General features: G+C 68.1%; 19 protein-coding genes and 1 pseudogene. 6 read left to right on the forward strand and 14 right to left on the reverse strand.

The window, feature by feature from the left end; translation table 11 throughout:
* Positions 1 to 10 precede the first annotated feature (10 nt).
* The 6 genes and pseudogenes from IE195_RS12605 (at position 11) to IE195_RS12630 (ending at position 6,892) form a co-directional block, all read left to right on the forward strand.
* Positions 11 to 1,105, forward strand: coding sequence for a nitroreductase family protein (locus IE195_RS12605; RefSeq protein WP_191270952.1), 1,095 nt, complete (start codon positions 11 to 13; stop codon positions 1,103 to 1,105).
* Positions 1,102 to 2,784 carry an ATP-binding cassette domain-containing protein gene (locus IE195_RS12610; RefSeq protein WP_191270954.1) on the forward strand — a complete coding sequence of 561 codons (1,683 nt, stop codon included), beginning with the start codon at positions 1,102 to 1,104 and terminating at the stop codon, positions 2,782 to 2,784. Before IE195_RS12605 ends, IE195_RS12610 begins: the two co-directional genes overlap by 4 nt.
* Positions 2,781 to 4,457: an ABC transporter ATP-binding protein gene (locus IE195_RS12615; protein WP_191270956.1), complete on the forward strand. Its 1,677-nt coding sequence runs from the start codon at positions 2,781 to 2,783 to the stop codon at positions 4,455 to 4,457. The genes IE195_RS12610 and IE195_RS12615 overlap by 4 nt, the downstream gene beginning before the upstream one ends.
* A gap of 424 nt (positions 4,458 to 4,881) precedes the next feature.
* Positions 4,882 to 5,315 (forward strand): annotated as a pseudogene (locus IE195_RS12620) (transposase family protein); the annotation flags it as partial.
* Between the two features lie 332 nt (positions 5,316 to 5,647).
* Positions 5,648 to 5,875: a hypothetical protein gene (locus IE195_RS12625; RefSeq protein WP_191270959.1), complete on the forward strand. Its 228-nt coding sequence runs from the start codon at positions 5,648 to 5,650 to the stop codon at positions 5,873 to 5,875.
* A 102-nt stretch (positions 5,876 to 5,977) separates the two neighbouring features.
* Positions 5,978 to 6,892, forward strand: a complete 915-nt coding sequence (locus IE195_RS12630) for a LysR family transcriptional regulator (protein ID WP_225943080.1) — start codon at positions 5,978 to 5,980, stop codon at positions 6,890 to 6,892.
* 136 nt (positions 6,893 to 7,028) lie between these two features.
* Here the strand turns inward: IE195_RS12630 and IE195_RS12635 are convergent, their stop codons facing one another.
* From IE195_RS12635 to IE195_RS12700, 14 genes are all read right to left on the reverse strand, one after another.
* Complete coding sequence (locus IE195_RS12635) at positions 7,029 to 8,633, reverse strand: AMP-binding protein (protein ID WP_191270963.1); 1,605 nt, start codon at positions 8,631 to 8,633, stop codon at positions 7,029 to 7,031.
* Positions 8,630 to 9,178, reverse strand: a complete 549-nt coding sequence (locus tag IE195_RS12640) for a flavin reductase family protein (protein ID WP_191270966.1) — start codon at positions 9,176 to 9,178, stop codon at positions 8,630 to 8,632. The genes IE195_RS12635 and IE195_RS12640 overlap by 4 nt, the downstream gene beginning before the upstream one ends.
* A gap of 14 nt (positions 9,179 to 9,192) precedes the next feature.
* Positions 9,193 to 10,752 (reverse strand): amino acid adenylation domain-containing protein, encoded by a 1,560-nt coding sequence (locus IE195_RS12645; RefSeq protein ID WP_191270968.1) that lies wholly within the window; start codon positions 10,750 to 10,752, stop codon positions 9,193 to 9,195.
* Complete coding sequence (locus IE195_RS12650; RefSeq protein WP_191270970.1) at positions 10,749 to 11,687, reverse strand: hypothetical protein; 939 nt, start codon at positions 11,685 to 11,687, stop codon at positions 10,749 to 10,751. The genes IE195_RS12645 and IE195_RS12650 overlap by 4 nt, the downstream gene beginning before the upstream one ends.
* The gene (locus IE195_RS12655; protein WP_191270972.1) at positions 11,684 to 12,298 is read right to left on the reverse strand and encodes a 4'-phosphopantetheinyl transferase family protein; all 615 of its coding nucleotides are present in this window, start codon (positions 12,296 to 12,298) and stop codon (positions 11,684 to 11,686) included. The genes IE195_RS12650 and IE195_RS12655 overlap by 4 nt, the downstream gene beginning before the upstream one ends.
* Entirely contained in the window at positions 12,295 to 13,257 is a 963-nt protein-coding gene (locus IE195_RS12660) for an acyl-CoA dehydrogenase family protein (protein WP_229826186.1), read from the reverse strand. Before IE195_RS12660 ends, IE195_RS12655 begins: the two co-directional genes overlap by 4 nt.
* A 148-nt stretch (positions 13,258 to 13,405) precedes the next feature.
* On the reverse strand, positions 13,406 to 14,599 hold the full coding sequence (locus IE195_RS12665; RefSeq protein ID WP_191270974.1) for an acyl-CoA dehydrogenase family protein: 1,194 nt from the start codon (positions 14,597 to 14,599) through the stop codon (positions 13,406 to 13,408).
* Positions 14,596 to 14,856, reverse strand: coding sequence for a phosphopantetheine-binding protein (locus tag IE195_RS12670; protein ID WP_191270976.1), 261 nt, complete (start codon positions 14,854 to 14,856; stop codon positions 14,596 to 14,598). The genes IE195_RS12665 and IE195_RS12670 overlap by 4 nt, the downstream gene beginning before the upstream one ends.
* Before the next feature lie 16 nt (positions 14,857 to 14,872).
* Complete coding sequence (locus tag IE195_RS12675; protein WP_191270977.1) at positions 14,873 to 16,039, reverse strand: acyl carrier protein; 1,167 nt, start codon at positions 16,037 to 16,039, stop codon at positions 14,873 to 14,875.
* Complete coding sequence (locus tag IE195_RS12680) at positions 16,036 to 17,406, reverse strand: TrpB-like pyridoxal phosphate-dependent enzyme (protein WP_191270978.1); 1,371 nt, start codon at positions 17,404 to 17,406, stop codon at positions 16,036 to 16,038. Before IE195_RS12680 ends, IE195_RS12675 begins: the two co-directional genes overlap by 4 nt.
* Positions 17,403 to 17,684: a phosphopantetheine-binding protein gene (locus tag IE195_RS12685; RefSeq protein WP_191270979.1), complete on the reverse strand. Its 282-nt coding sequence runs from the start codon at positions 17,682 to 17,684 to the stop codon at positions 17,403 to 17,405. The genes IE195_RS12680 and IE195_RS12685 overlap by 4 nt, the downstream gene beginning before the upstream one ends.
* Positions 17,685 to 17,745: 61 nt before the next feature.
* On the reverse strand, positions 17,746 to 19,026 hold the full coding sequence (locus tag IE195_RS12690; RefSeq protein ID WP_308428425.1) for a glutamate-5-semialdehyde dehydrogenase: 1,281 nt from the start codon (positions 19,024 to 19,026) through the stop codon (positions 17,746 to 17,748).
* On the reverse strand, positions 19,026 to 19,769 hold the full coding sequence (locus IE195_RS12695) for an SDR family NAD(P)-dependent oxidoreductase (protein WP_191270981.1): 744 nt from the start codon (positions 19,767 to 19,769) through the stop codon (positions 19,026 to 19,028). Before IE195_RS12695 ends, IE195_RS12690 begins: the two co-directional genes overlap by 1 nt.
* Positions 19,766 to 20,536, reverse strand: a complete 771-nt coding sequence (locus IE195_RS12700) for a thioesterase domain-containing protein (protein ID WP_191270982.1) — start codon at positions 20,534 to 20,536, stop codon at positions 19,766 to 19,768. The genes IE195_RS12695 and IE195_RS12700 overlap by 4 nt, the downstream gene beginning before the upstream one ends.
* Positions 20,537 to 20,539: the final 3 nt, after the last annotated feature.

A 20,539-nucleotide genomic window follows, 5' to 3' on the forward strand; every position in this document is an offset into this window, starting at 1 on the left:
GGCCGCGCCCATGCCCCTCCCCTTTCCCCCGGCCCCCTCGGCGCACGGCGCGAAGCGCGGTACGGCGGACCCCTCGCGCCTGCCGCCCGCACTCGCACGCGCCTTCTCGGCCGAGGCGCCGGGACCTCCCCGCCCGCCCGGGCCGCGCGCCAACCCCTGGCAACGGGCCGGAGCCGACCCGGTGGCGGTGCCGGTCCGCGAACGCGCCCTGTTCGACGGCCTGTGGCGCGGCGCGGGACACCACCGCCTGGCCGACGGGACGGTGACCCGTGTCCGCAGGCGTCCGGTGCCCTCCGCGGGCGCGACCTACCCCGTGCACACCCACCTGGTCGTCGGTACGGACGGCCCCCTGGACCCGGGCCGCTACGCCTTCGACCTGGAGGAGGGCACCCTCCACCGACGCGACGAGGCCCGTGAACGGGAAGCGGGCTGGCACGCCCCCGGTGCGGGCGCCGGGGCGGCCGGCACCCACCTGGTCCTGAGCGTGCAACCCGGTCGCAGCTTCGGCCGGTACCGTCACCGGGCCTGGCCGCTGTGGATCGCGGACACCGCCTACGCCCTGGCCGCGGTGGAGTTCCTGTGCGCTCCGGCCCCCGCCGCGGTACGGCTCGGCCCCGGGCCGCGGCTGCGCGAACTGCTCGGCGTCCCGCGCGCGGCGGAGCACGGGCGGTGGCTCGCGCGCGGACTCGCGCCGGAGATCCCGCTGGCCGCGGTCGAACTGCCCGACTCCTGGTCGGTGCCGCCCGAGCGCAGGGACGCGCTGGCCGCGAGGCGTTCCCCGGCGACCGGCGAGTTCGGGGCCGCGGCGCGCGCCCGCGATCCGCGGGCGGCGGAGGTCGCCGAGGCCTCCGGGCAGGCGTGGGTCCTCGGAGCCCGCCGGCTCAAGACGTGGTCCGTCGCGGTGGACACGCCCGCCGCCGAGCTCACCCGGGCCCTGTGGCGGGGCCACCGGGCCGCGGCCGAGCTGTGCTACGCGGGCGCCCTGTCCCGGCGGTGGCGCTGCCGCCCGGTGTCGGGGCTCGTCGCTTCGCGCGACCGCTGGACCTTCCACGCCCTGGCGATGCTCCCCGGCGAACACGACCTCGACAAGGAGTCAGCCGCATGATGATCGTTCCCCCGCTGTGGCGGGAGGCGGCCCGCTTCCCCGCCGACCTGGCGCGGAGCGTCGCCCTGCTGGTCCTCGTCTTCCTCGCCCACGTCGGGCAGGCCGTGGCGATCGCCTGGTCGATGTCGGCGGTGCTGCGCGGCCAGGCCCAGGACGTGCTCCTCGCGCTGTCGATGATCCTCGGGATCGCGATGCTGCGCCTGGTGCTCTCCCTGGCCCAGGCGTCGGCCGCCGCACGTCTGGGCGGCCGGGTCAGACAGGCGGTGCGCCGCCGCGCGATGGAGGCCGCGCTCGTGCCCGAGCGGCTGCACGACACGGCGGCCCGGGACGGTTCGATGCGGGCCAGCCTGGGCGACGGTGTCGACGGCATCGACGCCTACGTCTCCAAGTACGTTCCCGCGATCGTGCAACTACTCCTCACCTGCCCTATCGTCGTGGTCGTCCTGCTCGTAACCTCACCGTGGGCGGGGTTGTGCGTCGCCGCCGGGGTCCTGTTCGCACTGGTGGGGCCCATGGCGTGGAAACGGATGATGGCCCGGCGCGGACTCGACCACTGGGACAGCTACGAGGCGCTCAGCGCCGACCTGCTCGAGTCCCTGCGCGGCATGGCCACCCTGCGCACGCTCGGCGACGTGTCCGGCACCCGCGAGCGGCTGCAGCACCGCTCGGAGGCGCTGCGCAGGGCCACCGAACGCGTGATGCGCGTCTCCCTGGGCGAGACCTCCGTCACCGACGCGGCCGTCCAGGGGGGAGCGGTCGCCGCCGCCGCGGTCGCCGTCACCCACGCGGTCACCGGGCAGGCCCCGGCACTGGAGGTCTACCTGATCCTGCTGCTCTCCTCCGAGGCGTTCCGTCCCGTCCGGGAGCTGTCTCGGCACTGGCACGCAGGGTTCCTCGGCCTCACCGCGGTCCCCGGCCTCGAACGGATCGGGGCCCTCAGCGAACGGCGCACCGCCGCCCCCGGCCACACCACGTCCGATCCCGTGTCCGATCCCGAAGGCGGCCCCGGGAGCGACCGGGCGGCCGAGGACCGGCCCGCGGACGTGCTGCGGGTGAGGGGTCTGAGCTTCCGCTACCCCGACGCCCCCCGCGACGTCATCCACGACCTCGACCTGACGGCCCGGCGGGGCTCCCTCACCGCGGTCGTGGGAGCCTCCGGGGCCGGAAAGTCCACCCTCTTCGACCTCCTCCTCGGTTTCCTCACCCCGCGCACCGGAAGCATCGACCTCGACGGGCGGCCGCTCCGCGCCCGCGACATCGCCGTGGTCTCCCAGCGGCCGGTGCTCTTCGCCGGGACCGTCCGCGACAACCTCGCGGTCGCCGGTGCCACCGCGGAGGCGGACCTCGTCGAGGCCTGCCGGGACGCGGGGATCCTCGACGAGGTCCAGCGCTTCCCCCGCGGCTTCGACACCGAGGTCACCGAAGCCGGCACCAGCCTGTCGGGCGGGCAGCGCCAACGCCTCGCCCTGGCCCGCGCGCTGCTGGCCCGGAGCCCGGTCCTGCTGGTGGACGAGCCGACGAGCGCGTTGGACGCCGACCGCTCCGCGGACGTGGTCCGGACCCTGCACCGCGTGGCCCGCGACCGCGTCGTCCTCATGATCAGCCACCGCACCGAGACCCTCACCGGGGTCCCCGACGTGCTCAGCCTCGACTCCGAACACCTGGGGAGCACTTCTTGAACACCCTCTCCGCGTTCCGGGCCTTCCGTGAACTCCTGCCCGTCCTGCGCCCCGAGTGGCGGGGGATGGTCTGGATCTACCTGCTGGGCACCATGAGCGCGCTCGGCCTGGCCGGCCTGACCGTCCTCACGGCCTGGGCGGTCGGCCACGCCGTCGTGGAGCGCACGCCGCCCGGACCCCTCTGGTGGTCCCTGGTCCTCGGGCTCGTGCTGCTGCGGGTACTCCTGACCTGGCGGGAGATGGACGTCTCCCATGCCCTGGCCTACCGCGTGCTGGCCCGGCTGCGGATGGCGTTGTTCGACGCCTACGCGCGCAGCGTCCCCGGTCGGCGCCGTGAGCACTCCGGACGCGCGGCGGCCGTCGCGATGGACGACATCGAGAAGCTCGAGTTCTTCTACGCCCACACGGTCGCCCAGCTCGGCGCCTCGCTCACCCTGTTCGCCGCCTCCCTCGTCACCGCGTCCCTACTGCTGCCCGAGGCCGCGCTCGTCATGCTCCTCGGCGCCGCCGTCGTGGCGAGCAGCGCACTGTACTGGGCCCGGACCGCCCGGCGGCTGGGCGAGCGGGAACAGCGGGAGCGCTCGGACCTGTCCGAGCGCATCGTGGACGCGCTGGGCGCCCTGCGCGAGGTGCTCGCCTACGGGCTCGCCCCCCGGATCATCGCCGAGACCAGCGCCGCCACCGCACGCGCCGCCGCGATCGCGCAACGGCGTGAACTGCTGTCGCAGCTGGTCACCGCCCTGCGGGAACTCATCCTCACCGCCGTGGTCATCGGCGTCATCGCCACCAGCGCCACCGCCGCGGGTGTGCTCTCGGAAGGCGCCCAGGTGCGGCTGCCCCCCGCGGAACTGCCCGCGCTGGTCGCCCTGGCCCTGGTCGGCATCGCCGCGGTCGTGGACGCCACCGACACCCTCACCCGGCTCCATCCGCTCGTCTCCGGCGCCGGACGCGTCGCCGCCGGAATCAACCGGCCCCCGGTCGTCGCCGTCCCGCGGGCGCCACGGCAGCTGCCCGCCGGTCCGCTCGGCCTCCGGTTCCGGGACGTGTCCTTCTCCTACGAGGGCCGACAGCCCACGCTCAGTTCCTGGTCCGCCGAACTCGTCCCCGGCGAGCACGTCGGGCTGGTCGGCCCCTCCGGCTCGGGCAAGAGCACCGTCATCGCCCTCGCGGCCCGCCTCTGGGATCCCTCGGCGGGCACCGTGGAGCTCGTCACCGCGGACGGCGGGGGCGTCCCCGTCACCGATCTGGACGAGGCGGCGCTGCGGGGGGCCGTCGCCCTGGTCGACCAGGACGCGATGCTCTTCCACGGCACCGTGCGCGACAACCTGCTGCGCGGCTGCGGGCCACGGTCCGACGGCGACCTGACCCTTCTGCTCGAACGCGTCGAAGCCGCCGCCTGGATCGGTCTCGACGACGAACTCGGAGAGGGGGGCGTGCGGCTGTCCGGCGGGCAGAGGGCACGCCTGTGCCTGGCCCGCGCCCTCGCCCGCCGACCGCGTGTCCTGCTGGTGGACGAGGTCACCGCCAGCCTCGACCCGGCCACCGAACGGCTGGTGTCCGACGTCATCGCCGAGTTCCACGGCACGGTTCTGATCGCGTCCCACCGGGCCGAGACCCTGGCCCGCCTCGAACGCGTCGTCGACGTGGCCGCGGCCCCGCACGCCGTACGGTGACCGGGTGGCTGGCTCCGGGGCCGTTCCCTGTACGAAAGGCGGTCCCGGCACACGCCTGAGTTCCCGGCACTCCCGGCACGGAACACTCCACCCCAACCTACGCGTCCTGACTCAACCAAGGTCGAGCGGTGGTTCGCCGGGGTGCAGCGATGCGGTCTGGAGCGCGGTGTGCTCCACCCCAGGACTGGACCGGGCACTGGAACGAGCACACGGGTCCGTTCAAGTGGACCAGGACCGCCGACCAGATCCTCGACTGCATCTGCCGTTACTGCAAACGCTTTTCAGGACCAGCACACTGAGCCTTTTTCATTCTGAAGATGCAGGTCACGGCCTCGTACCAGCTCCCCGGAACCACTCCTGACAGCAAGAAGCCCCTGGTAGACGGGTTAACGACCAAGAAAACCTGCCCCACCAGAGGCTCCACATGCTGTTCTACCGTGCCTGCCTGCCCCTGTCACGCCGAACCCTGAACCTGGCTGCCGCACCATCCGCGCCCACCGTAAGAAGACCGGTTCCCGATGGCGGCGCCTGAACCCCGCACAGCAGGCTCTACTCGTACTGGTCCACCTGTACAAAGGTGAGACGTTCACCCAGGTCGCAGCCGGCTTCGAGGTGGGCACCACGACCGCCTGGCGCTACGTGCGCGAGACCACGGCCCTGCTCACTGAGCAGGTGCCCACCCTCGAACAAAGGCTACGCCGAGCACACCGCAAAGGGTGGGGATACGTGATCGTGGACGGCACCTTGATCGCCTGCGACCGCGTGGCGGCCGACCGCCCGTTCTATTCCGGCAAGCACAAGCAACACGGCATGAATGTCCAGGTGGTGGCCGCACCGAACCGAAGCAACATCATGGTCTACACCCAGTTGCGTCTGGCCCGGGGGTTGGTCGTTCAGGAGCGTTTGCCTTGGCACAGGGTTGTGGAGTCGGACCGGATGAGTCCGGCGCGGGTGCGTCGGGGGTTTCGGTACATCCACGCGGACCTGCCAAAGTGCGTGGGTGCACCGAAACCCTCACGGCCCGGTCCAGGGCGGCCACCGGGCAGACCGAACAAGAGCTCTGCGCCTCGGTACGGGGTTCCGAAGAAGAACAAAACGGGCGCTACAAGCCGTCCCGGAGCCAAGCAAGCAGGTTAAACGCCAAGCTAGGACGCCCCAGGGCATCGAGGACAAGCTTCACCACGTGTGTGATGTCGACCTACGACGAGGACCGCTCCCAGGTGCGCACGGGCAGTGCTCCTCAGACCATGGCGACCTTGCGCAACACCGCGATCGGGCTGTTGCGAGCGGCCGGGTTCGACAACATCGCCAAGGCCCACCGTCACATGATCCACGACGAAAACCGGCCGCTCAGACTCCTACAGACCTCAGAAAAACAAGGACCGATCTGCGATTACCTCCATTCTTTTTCGCGTTAAAAATGAGTGAATAACAGAGCAATAAGGAACATTGGGTGCCGCCGCTTATATTGTGACCGCACCGAACAACAGTATCCACCTCAGCGCCCTGGCGGCTTGGACATGGATGTAAAGCTTCTCGAAACCTTCATAGCTGTCGCGGAGATCAAGAGCTTCACGAGGGCAGCCACAAGACTAAGAGTGTCCCAACCTACCGTCACCGCTCGAGTCAAAATTCTCGAACAGATTCTGGGCGCACCTCTTGTGGAACGATTAACCACAGGGACGACGCTTACCTCCACCGGCGCCGACCTACTTCCACGCGCACGCGAGATCGTCGAACTCAGCCATCAGATTCTCACTTCGATAGGAGACAAGGACGCACCATCCGGCCACCTCCGCGTCGGCACAGTCGACAGCCTCCTCAACTACCGCCTGTTCTCACTGATCGAGTACATCTACCTGCGATTCGAAAAAATGGAAGTCTCCATGAAATCAGCACGTGGCCGGGAGTCCTTGGAGGATGTTCGGGACGGCCGCCTGGATTGCGCTTTCATCGTGGACTTCACGGAGAAGTGGCCTGGACTGGAGAGCAGGATCCTGTGCCCGGAACCCCTGGCTTTGGTGTGCTCCCCGAAACACCCGCTGGCCCACTGTTCACAGGTGACGGAGAGTGACCTGTTCGACGTGGACTTTCTCCTGGTGGACAGCCGTGAACAGTATCAGCTGGAATTCAAGCGCCTGATTGGAGCCCAGTCGACCAGACGCCAGTCCAGAGTGTTCGAACTGTATGCCGTGGACGCGGTCAAGCGAGGTGTGTACAACGGCATGGGTGCAGCCCTCCTCCCTGAAGTCACGGTGAGGGACGAGATCGAGGACAAGGTGTTCCACCGGGTTGACTGGACCCCTGACTTTAAAGTATTCGCCCAAGTCGTATGGCGGCTCGGGGCCAGTGAGAACCACATGGTGAGAGCTCTGGTGGACAACGCGGCACAAGCCATCGCCGAGCAGCACACGGAGTCCTTTTGGGACGGTTGAGTCAAAAACCCTGATTTACCGTTCCCACTGATCTTTCACAGCGCCTGAGCAGGTAAATGTCCGGGCATTGCGGTGGATCGCGACATGGTGGATCCACAAAGGTTCAAGGCGTCAGTGATGGCACCTGCCGCACTGCTCAGCCTGCGACACGATCCTTGAGCGCCAGTCGCGCGATCAGAGCCGCCCGATCAACCTTCCCGTTCGACGTGACCGGCAGGGATTCGACGCATTCAACAAACTGCGGCACCATATACGCAGGCAGGTTTCGCGCACAGAACTTCTGAATCATGTCGGGACCGTCTTCCGGATTCGTGTGGACGACGAAGGCCGCGAGGACGACCTCTCCACAACCATCGTCCACCACCAGAGCCGTGGCGGCCGACACGCCGGGGAACTCCAAGAGCCTGCGCTCGACCTCACCGAGCTCGACACGGTTCCCCCTGATCTGAACCTGCGAGTCGACGCGGCCGCAGAAGTAGAGCTCTCCCCCGCTGCCCCGATAGGCGAGGTCTCCCGTACGCAGGACGATCCTGCCTGAACGGGGGTCCTCCGGATCAACGACGAGAGAGCGCCGTGAACTCGCGGAGTCAGCCCAGTACCCGCTGAACAGCGCAGGCGTGCGGATGTGGATTTCTCCTGGGACGCCCGGTTCCTGGAGCGATATTCCCTGTTCATCGACGATGAACATCTCCGCCCCCGGGTGGGCATGACCGATCGACAGCACTTTCGTGTCTACGGGCAGCGGGTTGGGTACCTGAGTGAAGGAGCAGGCCATCGACTCGGTGCTGCCGTAACAGTTGACGATGCAGGCTTGAGGCTGCGCCTCCTGGAGAGCGCGCAGTTCGGGCACCGGGAACTCCTCCCCGCAGAACAGTACGCCGCGCACAGCCGTAAGCGCGGCCAACCTGTCGTACTCGTGCCGCAGTACCTGACGCCAGATGGACGGCACGCCGTTGACCTGTGTGGCACCGGTCTCGCTCAGCACTTGCAGGAATCGTCTGGGCCACCGCAGCAATGCTCGTGGAACCGGCACGACTGCCGCACCACTGCCCAGGGCCAGGCCGATGTCCAGGAGGGAGAAATCGAACTGCAGGGGCGATGTTGTGGCCACGCGACCGGTTTCGTCGACGATCCCGTACTGGAGCATGCCTCGGTAGAAGGCGACGACGGACTGGTGGCTCATCACCACGCCTTTGGGTTGTCCTGTGCTCCCAGAGGTAAAGATCATGTAGGCGGTGTCGGTCCCGGTCAGCGCGCGCCGACGACGCCTGCCCGCTTCCGGGGGCCGGGACAGACGGAGTCCGTCAGGGCCGAACGTGCCGAGGCCCCCGGACGACGGGGTCCACTCGCGGATACCGGTCCGGGACCGCAGGTAGAGGCGTGGCTCTGTGGCCTGAGCGATCATCTGGATCCGCAGCTCCGGAGCCTCGGGGCTGACTGGGATGAACACCAGGCCGAGCGAGGAGCAAGCCAGCAGCATCGCGATGCTCTCCGAAGACGTGTCCGCCTCCAGGATCACGCGGTCACCCACGTCCAGACCGAGCTCTTCGAGGTGTGCGGCGTAGCCCTGCATTCGCTCGTTGAGCTGCCGGTATGTGGTGATCGAGTGCCTTCCGGGGCCGAGGTACTCAACGACGGCGGGATGGTCGGGAATGCGCTCCACATGGCGCAGGAGAAACCCGTGCAGGGTCTCGGCACCGGGATCGGTGAAGTGGTGGGCCCTGATCGAATCCGGTGTCATACCTGGTCCCCGCTCTCCTCGATCGTGTCTCTCCAGGCGGCAAGCCGCGGACGGGCGACGTGGGCCTGTCCGTCCAAAAGCACCAGAGGGGTGTGCTCGTCCGTACGCGTCCACTGGACGGCACCGACCACGAGCGTGTGGTCATAGGCGGACACGACCTGGACCAGATCGCAGGCCAGACTGGCTGACGTGTCCGCGAGGACCGGCACATCCCCCCACCAGGTATGCGGCACCCCATCGAGCCTCCGGGAGGGATCACCGGTCGCGAAACGTGTCGAGAGCTCGTACTGAGAACTCGAGAGCATGTTCACCATGAACCGCCCGCTGGACAGGACGTTGACCAGTGTCGTGCTCGTGCTCCCCAGAGACACGACGAGGCTCGGTGGACGCAGGGACAGGGAGAAGACGGACGTAGCCGTACAGCCGACCGGACCGTCCGCGCCCGCGGTGGTGATCACCGTGCAGGACTTCGGAAAGCGCGACATGGTCTGGCGGTAGGTACGGGTGCTCAGGGCACCCTCGACGTGTTCGACGGTCTCGGTCATGATCGCCTTCCTTCTCAAGCAGTCTCTGACACGGGCTCGGACAGTGCGCGGCGGTCGATCTTGCCGTTCGCGTTGAGCGGCATCTCGTCGAGGAAGCGAACACCGCGGGGCACCATGTAGTGCGGCAGCCGCTGCCGCAGAGCTTCCAACAGGGCATTGACGTCGCTCGCCGCACCCGTGCACACTGCTTCGAGGACGACGTCCCCACTACTGCTCTCGAGGTCCGGCAGGGCCAGGACGACCGCTTCGGTCACACCGCGCTGATCACGCAGCGCCGCCTCGATCTCCCCCAGCTCCACCCGGTAACCGCGCAGCTTTATCTGGTGGTCCAGGCGGCCCTGGTGCACGAGCTGCCCGCCCCACTCCTGGACGCGGTCTCCGGTTCGGTACCAGTGCGACGGGGTGAGGGGCTCCGTTCCCTGGTACACAACTGCCTTGTCGCCGTCGAAAGTGAGAAAGCGACCTGCGTCGTCCTCAGGGTTCAGGTACCCGGGGAAGCGCTGTGGTCCGCGGACACAGAGTTCACCGTCATCGGTCGGACGCCCTTCCTCGTCCAGGATGAGGTGTTCCTGCCCCGGGTAAGGCGTACCGATCGGGACGGTGCCGTTGGCCGGACGGGGCCAATGAGCACGGTCCCGGGGAAGCCGGTACTCGGTCCAGGTGATCGTGTTCTCCGTGGGTCCGTAGATGTTCTCCACGCTGGACCGGGGTGCGGCGTCGTGCCACGCCTGTGCCTGCTGGAGGGTCAGAGCCTCCCCGCAGAAGAGGCTCCACCTCAGTGTCGGCATGCTGTCCGGCCGGAGCGCCCGCAGGCGTTTCGCGATAGTCACAAGGGACGGGACGGAGTTCCAGTGGGTGATTCTCTTCCGGTTGACGAAGCGGACCGGGGAGAGGAGGTCCTTCTGGTCGGGGACGACCAGGGTCGCGCCCGATCCCCAGGCCGCGAACATGTCGTAGACCGAAGGGTCGAATGTAAGGTCGAAGGTCTGCGAGACACGGTCCCCCGCTCCGAGCTCGTAGCGCGCGATCACGTGGTTCAGGTAAGCCGTGACGTTGGAGTGAGTAATGGGCACCCCTTTGGGCCGCCCGGTGGAACCAGAGGTGAAGAGAGCGTAGGCTGCGCGGTCGATCTCCGGAACCAGGGGCGGTGCCGGCGTCCTCGCCCCTCGACGCAGGGGGGCGAGGTCGTCCTGCCTCAGAGCTGACAGGGGTACGTTCAGCTGGACGTTCTGGGCTGCGCCCGCCTCGCCGAGCACCATGTCGAGGCGGGCCTCCGCGGCGATAGCGGCGATCCGGTTGACGGGGAAAGCAGGGTTCAGGGGGACGACGGTCGCACCGAGCCTCTGGACCGCCAGGTATCCCGCGTAGGCCAGCGTGCTCCTGCTGGCCAGGAGTCCGACGCGTTCGGGTACGGAGCCATGGAAGTCCGTGATGTGCTCGGCGAGTCCGGCGGCCAGGCGCGCCAGCTCGGCGTAGGTGAGGATTTCGTCGCCCACTTCCAGTGCCGCATGGGAGTCCGAAGAGCGCTCCGCTGATCGCTCGAACCAGCCGAACATGGTCTGAGGTGCTGTCATCGGTCTGCTCCTGTTCGGTAAACGAGAGAAAGCGTGGACATCACGTCGTGGAATGTCTTGACCATCACCCCGGGGCGGGGGCGGCCGCGCGCGGCCGAGGCCGCTGCGAAGCGCACCGCACGCGGTAGCTCGCCCCAGGCGGCCGAGGCGGCTTCGGCCTCGGCTCCCGAGAGCTGTCCATTCCTGGCGAGGTAGGCGATCCGGTGCTGGTGGTGGCGTGTAGCCGACCACACATCGAGGGAGTTGCGCTCCAGTGCCAGGCCGTCTTCGGCCAAGCGGTCGCAGACATGGCTCAGCGCGGCATGCGGGTCGTCGATCCAGCCGCCCTCAGCCGCCCGGTGGACGGGTGCGGGTTGTCGTACCAACCAGCTGTAGTGATGCGGGGGTGAAACGTCCATATCGCCACCGAGGGCGTAACGGTTGCGCATGACGAGTTCAGGCCCTTGGGTCACCACAGGTGTCAGGGCCCGCTGGAGCTCCCGGTCATCGAACCATCCGGTGAAGGGGAGCTGCTCACCCTGAGGAAGGAGGGCCTGAAAATGATCCGTCACCCGCCACTGGTCCCTGCGCCGATCCGTCAGCAGGATCCAGTGGGAGACGTCAGCAGTACCGAAGTGCGGAGACCAGGGAAGGTACCGGGTGTTGGCCGAGGCCAGTACCGTTCCTGACGCGGTGAGCTCCGCGGCCAACCCCTCCTGGGCCTTGCACCACGAGGGAGATCCCTTACAGGCGAGTTCGAGACCGTCCTCGCCGCGGTCGACGCGCTGGTGGTGGGAGAAGCCGAGGAGACCGCCCTCTCCGTCTGCTCGCACGCGGAGGTGGACGGATCGGGCCAGGCGCTCGGCGATGTCCGGAATGTGGCTTTGGAGGCAGGGGACGAGGTTCGTCGTGTAGCAGCTGAGTGCGGGCACGGCTGTCACGAAAGGAGCACTCACCGGGGAATCTCCTTCCACGCGCAGCTCAACGGTGTTTCGGACAGGCCGCGCAGGCTGAGCCAGTGGTAGCCCTTCCATGAGCCGACAGAGTGTCTCGGAGGCACGTCGATCGACCACGGTCGTCCGGACAGACCGGTGCCCTCGGCCTTCACACATGCCTCCTGCGCGGTCCAGATCCAGGCGAGCTCGCGTGCGCGCTGTGTCGGATTCATGGCGTCCAGGACTCCTGCTCCCTCCCGGACGCAACGCCGGACCAGCGATGCGTTCAAGTGCTCAGGGGGATGCTGGACGTCGACACCTACGTGCCGGTCGGGTGACACGCACGCGGCGACGGTCCAGTCGTCGTGCGCGATGCTGATACCCGCTTTGGGCCAGCCCGCCAGCTCGGGTCTACCGTTGCCGTCCGGTACGACGTCCGCGTCCGCGGCCTCGGGAAGGACCTCACTGAGAAGCGAGCGCAGCAGGGCGCGCCCGGCCAGAAACTCCCTGGCCCGCCAAGCGACCATGGTGCGCGCACGCGCCATGTCCCGACGGCGGGGGAAGCCGGTACCCAGGTCGTCCATGGAGGCTGAGACCAGCCAAACGCCTGGCGCGATCACAACGGGTGTCATGGGATCAACTCCGCGAGAATGGCGTCGCTCTTGTCCGCGATCACGGATCGGACCACTTCAGTCGTCCCGCCTCCGATCCCGAACAGAGCGGTCTGAGCGCGCAGGCGCTGGGCTCCGGCCCGGCTGAACCCTTCAGCGCCCTGGAGGTGGGCGCATTCGTTGAGCACGCGGTCGAGCATGGGTGCGACACTGGCTTTGAGCAGTGCGCCAGCGGTGGTGTCATGCTGGTAGGCGACCTTGGGCGCCAGCTCGTCGGTCAGCGCCCGAAACTGCCGAGTCAGGGCCAGGCAGGCTGCGAAACGCTGCCGGATGCTGTCGATGTGCCACATCGAAGTGTCCCTGACTGTGCGGCCTTTCAGCAGGTCACGGGTCTCGGTGAGTACCCGCCGGGCCAGAGCTGCACCCCACAGGGCACCGGCCAGGCGCTCGACAGCGATGCGTTTGGCGAAGTCGACCAATCCCCGCCCGTTGCGCCCAGCCATGTGATCGCGCGAGAGGCGGACCCCGTCGAAGCGGATGTGTCCGGTTCCAGAACCTTCGAAGAGTTCAGTGTCCGCTTCTTCCACGCTCACTCCAGCCAGGTCGGCCGGGACCAGGACCCATGTGAAGTTGGTGAAGTGGGTCCCTGGCCGGTGTCTTGCCAGAACCAGGTGCCAGTCAGCCTGGGTGGCGTTGGTGATCCACTTCTTGAGCCCGTTGAGGACGATGTCATCGCCTTCGTCGGCGATCTCCGTCTCCAGGGCGGTCAGGTCAGACCCCGGAACCGCGTCCGTGGCGGCGAACGAGACGACCGACCGCCCGGCCAAAGCGTCACTCAGTGCTCGGGCCGCCACGTCTCCGGGGGCACTTGCCAGCATCGGCACCGCGGTGGCGATCTGGACGCAGGCGGAGAGCGTCGAGCCGACCCCGACCCGCGCGTCCACTTCGGCGAGCAGGGAGCCCAGGCGTTCTGGCTCCACTCCCTGAGCGGGGTCATGATTTTGGTAGGCGCCCCGGATCCGGTCGTCTGAGCCGAGGGCCGCCCAGAGTTGTCGGCCGCCCGCCGTCGGGCACAGGGTGTCGACTGCGAGGGGGCTGTTCGAGTGAGGCGGTGCGACCACCGTTGAATCACGCAAGGGTCACCCCCTTGTCGAGCAGGACGAGGCGTCCGTCGGCCAGAAGCAGGCGGTCGTTGCTGTAGTTCATCGATGCAGAGCGCAGGTCACGCAGAGCCTTCTCCAGCATGCTGGGGGAATCCTTGAGGTAGCCGTGACGCAGCCCCAGCGCTTCGACGAGGTCGTTGACGGCCGCGTAGCACTGCTCGGAGGCCGTGATCTTGAGCGCGTTGAGCTGGAGCTGGTGGCGAGGAGCCGACAGGTCCGACAGGGGGGCGATGGTGCGCTCGGTGTGGCGGAGCAGAGCATGCACCGTGTCGATCCGCTGACGCGATCTGGCCAGACGGCTCAGCAACAGCTCGGACCCTGTGTCGAAGCGTTTGCGCTCGGCGGGAGAACGGATCAGGTCGACCACGCGGGAGAGCCCGCCGCAGGCGGTACCCAGCCAGCACGCTGCCCATCCGAGGTGGGCGTAGGGGGCGAACACATCTTGGGCGATCCGAGCGAACGCACCGTGTTCGCCCACCACGTTGCCTTCGGGCACCTGACCCTTGAGGGTCAGGGCCCCGCTGTGGCTCGCCCGCATACCGAGGGGCTGCCACTCACCAGAGGCGGTGACGTTGACCTGGTCCCGATCAGCGTAGATCAGGGACACCTCGCTGGGGGATGCGGCGTTGGGGCTCCGCATCGTCATGAGGAAGCCGTCGGCGTGGGCGCCCCCGGTCACGATCGGCGCGAACCGGTCGATCACCAGACTCCCCTCGTCAGCGACCAGTCCGGCTTCGGCGCTGAGCAGGTGCCCGCCCTTGCCGGCCTCGGTGGTGACTGAGGCGAGGTAGACCTCGCCGGCCGCGATACGGCGGAGGAGGCCTCGCCTCAGCGGTTCATGCGCGTACTTCACGATGGCGGCAGCCTGTTGACAATGCATGGTGAGGATCATCGCTGCGGACATGTCGGCACGACCGAGCCGGATCGCCACGTCCAGGAGGTCAGCGAGTGTTCCGCCGAGGCCGCCGTACTCAACTGGCACGACCAGCCCCAGAAGCCCGCTCTCCCGCATGGCGGTAAGGGCCTCTACGGGGAAGACGGCCTCCTCGTCGGTTCGGCGGGCGTGCTCCGCGACGGTCGCGGCCACCCGTTCCGTGCGTTCGATGATGCTCGGGGTGGTGCTCCGGGGTCGCTGCGCCGTGGCTGCGGGGGTGCTCATAGGGCGGTCACTCCCCCGCCTTCGGCCGCCATCGTGGTGGCGATGGCGCTCCACAAGGTCCCAGCGGTCGCGAAGGTGGCGTCGTTGAGGTACTCGTCCGCCAACGTGATACCGAACGTGTCCTCGATGGCGAACAGCAACTCGATGGACTGCATCGAGTCGAGGCCGAGGGCGGGTAGAGGCGAGTCCTCGGTGATGCTCTGGCCACCGAGGTACTTCAGGAACGGTGTGAGCAGCTGAGGCAGTCGGGAGTCCATCCGTGATTTCCTTCCGTCAGCGGTTCTGGGTCGAAGTGGCCAAGTGGACGAGGTCGTCCAGCCGGTGCAGGTTCTCGGGAACGAGATCCTCCGGATCGAACTCGATGCCGAGCTCGTGTTCGATGCGCTCCACGAGGGCGATGAGCCGGAACGAGCTGTATCCGATCAGGTCGGTCAGGTCGGCACCGGCGAGTACCGCGGCCTCGTTCGTGGAGAACACTGAAGTCACAGCGCCCAGGACGACCGCGCGTACTTCCGAAGCGGCTTGCGGCGAGCCGGACTCGCCGGTCGTCCGCTGCGCGAAGCGCCTGACCGGCAGGCTGCTGGTTCCGAAGACCGCGGTGTCGGCGGCGATGGTGTCGGCCAGGTCGGGAATCAGACGCTCGGGCTCGGCCCTGCCGCGTTGGACGCGACGGAGCGCGATATAGGCCTGCTCGGCCATGCGGTCCCAGCGGCGCAGGTGGTCGTTGACCTCCTGTTGGTCCGGCAGACCGAGTGAAACGCGAAACGCGGCGTGCAGTTTGCGTGAGCGGGCGAGGAGCCAGGTCTCGGTGCTGAGCTGCTCCAGCGCGGCCAGCCGGTCCGGATGGGCCGCATACGCGGCCAGATAGGCGTCGGCGTCACCCAGGCTGATCGTCGGTGAGCAGGTTGGGGGGCCGCCGGCACTGGGTGTGAAGACGACCGTGATGGAGGCGCGGGGGATCTCCTCCCAGCCATATACCCATTGCCCTGGTTCGGACAGCCCCCACGGAGTGGGGTTGTGGTAGGCGTCGGTGACCTGTGCCCTGCCGTTCTGGTCAACGGCGATCAGGCTGTGTTCCATATGGCGTCGCCCGTAGTAGGGCGACCAGGGCATCGAGTACGAGTCCGCGACGATGTAGAGCGGCCCCTCCTCCTCGGCGATCCGTGCCAGGTCGGCTCCGGATGTGCCCATATGGACGGACCTGGCGTGAAGACCCAGCGCCTTCACCTCGGCGAGTTGGTCGGAGAACGAGGGCTCGACCGTCGGCAGGCCCGAATCGGTGGGTCTGCACTGGAAGCGGAGAGTCGCGCCGAGGGCCAGGTGCGTCCCTGCTCCATGGTGGTGGTCGGCCAGGACCGCGAGGTTGGATTGGATGCAGTCCAGGAGCGGGGCCCGGACGCCGGGCACGGCCGACCCCAGGTTGGTGTTCGTCAGGGTCATGCTGGTCCTCCTACGGTCTGCCGCGGTGGGAGGAGAGTGGGTGCACCGGCCGGGGTGAGCCCCGAAACCGCCGCCATGAGGGCGTGTTCCGCGGGCGCCTCGTCCTCCAGCTCACCGTTGAGGAACTGCTCGTAGGCGGCTAGGTCCAGGTACCCGTGTCCGCTCACGCAGACTAAGACCCCGCGCTCGGCGCGTAACCCGTCGCTGCCGCGCGTGGCGAGCTTCGCGGCCGCGGCGAGCGCGTGTCCGGACTCCGGAGCGGCCAGCACGGTTTCGCTGACGGTGAGCTGACGGCCCGCTTCCAGCGCTTCCGTCTGGCTGACGGCCATCGCTTCGATGTCACCGCGGTGCCGCATCGCCGAGATCACCTTGGCCGCCCCGTGGAAGCGCAGGCCTGCCGAGTGAGCGTCCGGGATGGGGTAGTCGCTGCCGATCGTGTACATGGCTTCGAGCGGCCCTGTACCGGTGGCGTCGGTTTTGTCGTAGGCGAAGACGCCCCTGGTGAGTTTGGGCGCGGTGGTTGACTCCGCGCCGACCAGCATGGGGGGCCGGGTGTTTGCCGACGCCGCGGAGCAGTGGAAGGGAAGGGCGATCCCGCCGAAGTTGGACCCAGCCCCGACCGCGCCGACGACCGCGTCGACGTGCCCGTCCAGTCCGGCGAGCTGTTCCCGGGCCTCGATGCCGATGATCGACTGGTGCAGGATGCTGTAGGTCTCACCGCTGCCGATGCAGAAGGCCGTCCCCTCGTGGGTGTTGGCGTACTCCACCGCTTCACCGATCGCCAGGGACAGGCTGTTTCCTCTGCCGCTGTCGTGGTCCGCGCTCACGCGGGTCAGGCCGCTCGGGCTGGACAACACCTCGGCGCCCAGCATGCGCATCAGGACACCGCGGTAAGGTTTGCGGCGCAGGCTCGACTCGACCATGAAGACCCGACAGCCCAGCCCGAACAGAGCGCACGCCGCGGCCAAAGCGGTCCCCCACTGGCCGGCTCCGGTACCGGTGACCAGTTCCCGAACCCCGGCCTTCTTGTAGTAGTAGGCCTGGGCCAGCGCGGTGTTCAGCTTGTGGCTGCCGGAGATGTTGCCGCCTTCGTACTTGACGTAGACGGGCACCCTCGACCCGATGGCGTCCTCGAAGTTCCTCGCGCGCCAAAGCGGGGTCGGCCGGTAGCGACCGTACGCCTGCGCCACCTCTTCGGGGATCGGCCAGTGCTCGCGTTCCTGAACGCTCTGGCGCACCAGCTCCAAGGGGAGGTTGAGCTGCACTCCGGAACTTCCGGGGTTCTCGGGGCTGCGGTCCGAGGGCAGCGACTCGGAGAGGTAGGGCAGTACGCTCTGCCAGCTGGAGGGAACGCCCGTGCCGCTCATCGCGCCTCCGATCCCTTGAGCACGACGTCGACCAGGTCGGCGACCACGTGGAACTTCCTACCGACGAACAGGTCGTCGGAGAGGACGACGGACAGCTCGTCCTCGATCCGCAGGAGCATGCCGAGCAGTCCGAGCGAGTTGAGCCGCAGCCGGTCTCCGACCAGGGGTTCCTGCTCGGTTATCTCCGATACGGTGATGGACAGTTTGGACTCGGCGATCACGACCCGCTTGACGGCCTCTGCCACGGTCGCGCGGTCGAGTTGTTCGGTGGTGGACATGGGACCTCTCTTGGTTCGTTGTCACTGCCTTGCTCGTTCGGTCCTGGTGGGGGGTTGGGGTTCACCCGCGCAGGGCGCCCTCGGACTCGACCAACCAGGAATGCGTGACCAGGTCTTCGAGGGTGACGGGGCCGCGAGCGTGCAGCCTCCCGGTGGAGATGGCCAGCTCCGGGCCAAGGCCGAGGGTGGGTGCGTCATGCAGGCGGAGTGAACCGTTGACGATGAGCGCGGCGGCGTCGACCCGGCCGGTGAACTCCTCGGCCACGGCTGGCTCCGCGGTGATGACGCCCTCGGTGTGCGCGGAACCGTGTTCCCCGATGTGGCGCACGGCCGCGTCGACACCGCTGACGGCGAGCACGCCGATGGTCGGGCTGGCGAACTCACGGCCGAGGTCGTACTCCTGGAGAGACTCGACCCGCAACGGTCCACCGCTGGTGTGGGGAGGCGTCAGTCCCGGGCAGAGTCTGACGGTGAGCTCTTCACCCCTGGCACTGGCTGACTCGTGCAGGGCGGCCAGGTACCGGTCTCCTACTTCCTCGTCGACCAGGACCAACTCCACCGAAGTGCAACCCGCTGGTTCGGGAATCTTGCTGTCCAGAGTCACTTCCGCCGCCATGCCCAGGTCTGCGCTGCGGTGTACGTAGAGGTGGTTGGTACCGCCGCCGCTGGCGATCAGGGGAATGGAGCTGTTGGAGCGGCAGTAGTCCACGAGGGAAGGGCTCCCACGGGGGATGAGCACATCGATCGCGTCCGGTCTGGCCAGGAACGCCTTCATCACCGACCGGTCGGCGTCGTTGATCACCGTCACCAGGTGCTCCGGGAGTCCGGCGTCCCGAAGGGCGGCACGGGCTACTTCCTGGAGCGCGGCGTCGGTCAGGGCCATTTCCTTACCGCCGCGCAGCAGCACGGCGTTGCCCATCGCGACCGGCAGGAGCGCGCCGTCGAAGGTGACGGTCGGGCGCGCCTCGTACACGAGGAAGAGGACGCCCAGGGGCTTGTGGACTCGACGCAGGGCGATGGAGTCACCGACCCTGTGCTCCGGTTTCCTGCGGGCGAACGAAGCCAGTCCCTCCCCGACCTCCGCGGCCCGGCTGGTCAGGTCCGTCAGGTGCTGATCGGTCAACCGCAGCCTGTCGACAATCGTCGCTGGCAACCCGCGACGCTGGGCCTCGTGAACATCCTGGTCGTTGGCCCGGCGGACCTCGGGCCAGTGTTCCTCCAGGCGACGTGCGAGTTCCGCGCAATAGCGCTGGTAGGCGGGAGCTCCCACGGAAGGACTGGAACGCAGGGCTTGCCGCGCGTTGGACAACACCTGTTCTGGGTTTGCTCTCATATCAGTCATCACCACATGAACTGTCCGCCGTCGACGATGAGCTTCTGCCCGTTCACATAGGTGGCCGCGGGGCCGATCAGGAACTCCAGGGCGTCGGCCACCTCGTCGGGCGACCCGATCCGGCGCTGGGGTACCGCCTCGGTGACCTCGACGCGCATCCTCTCGGGATCGTCGAGTCGCAGGCGCGTACGCAGTTCTTCGGTGTCGATCATCCCGGGGATGAGGGCGTTCACCCGGATGGTCGGTGCCAGTTCCAGCGCCAGGCACTTGGTCAACTGCAGCAGCCCGGCCTTGCTCGCGCAGTAGTTGGCGCCGTTGAGCCGCGGGCGCATCCCCGTGGTCGCGCCTATGTTGACCACGTTGCCGCCCCCTGCCGCCAACATCGCCGGGGCCAGGGCACGGGTGAGCCAGAACGGGGCTGACAGGTTGGTGTCAATGGTGCGGCGCCATTCCTGGTCGGTCATCTCCAGGAACGGTCGATCGGCGTTGAACCCGGCGTTGTTCACCAGAACCCGCGGTGCGCCGTGTTCGTTGAGCACGTACTCGGCCAGGTCCGCGGTCTGCCCGGGGTCTGACAGGTCTGTGCGCCTGACGTGCAGGCGCGCGCCGAGATCGGCCTCGGCTTTGCCCGCTGACTCCGGGTCTGACCAGTAGCAGGCGATAACCCGGTACCCGAGGCTCACCAGGCGTGTGCTGAACGCGAGGCCGATTCCCTTGGTTCCTCCGGTGACGACGGCGATCGGTTCGGTCATGAGTACTCCGTAGGTTGCTGGGTGGCCCGGGGGCATGACGGCGTTCCGGGGGCGTCGTCGGAAGAGCGAGTGTCGGTCAAGAACTCGCCGAGGTGTTCCAGGACGACAGACAGGTACGGTTCGGTCAGGGCTTCGAAGTGGTTGCCGGGCACCGCGCGCTCACGCAGGGACGGGGAGAGCGACTTCCACCGCCTGACGTGCTCCGTGTTGTCCTCATCGTCACAGGTGATGAGGAGAACGGAACCGTCGTACTCGGAGCGGGGCCGATGCGTCAGCAGCGCTCTCAGGTGGGCGCCGGTCGTCTCGGCGACCAGGGTCCGGTCGATGCCTCCGAGGAGGGGCCCGGCGGATTCCACCATGCGCTCGCACTGAAGTTTGAGTTCCTCGGCAGACGAGGTGGGGACGGCGGGGCTGTCCAGCATGACGACGCGGGGACGGTTCGCGTCCAGGGCCCGGGCCGCGAGCTCGAAGGCGAGAACTCCGCCAAGAGACCAGCCGAACAGCAGGTCGGGTGGGCGTTCGAGGCTGTCCAGCAGGGCTCTGTACTTGGCGGCCATCACCTCGACGGAGTCGTCTGGCTGTTCGCCCTTCATGAGCCCGGATGCCCGGATTCCGTGTACTGGACCCAAACGACCGAGCATCGAGGCCACTCCGAGGTAGGGGCTCAGCCCGCCACCCGCCGGGTGCAGCAGAACGCTGTGCAGGGGCCCTTGGCCGCTACCGACCGGGACCAGCAGTTCCTGTGCCGGGATCGTTCCACCGCTCATGGC

The sequence above is a fragment of the Nocardiopsis terrae genome, from assembly GCF_014651695.1.
In the GTDB taxonomy this organism is placed as follows: Bacteria; Actinomycetota; Actinomycetes; order Streptosporangiales; family Streptosporangiaceae; genus Nocardiopsis; species Nocardiopsis terrae.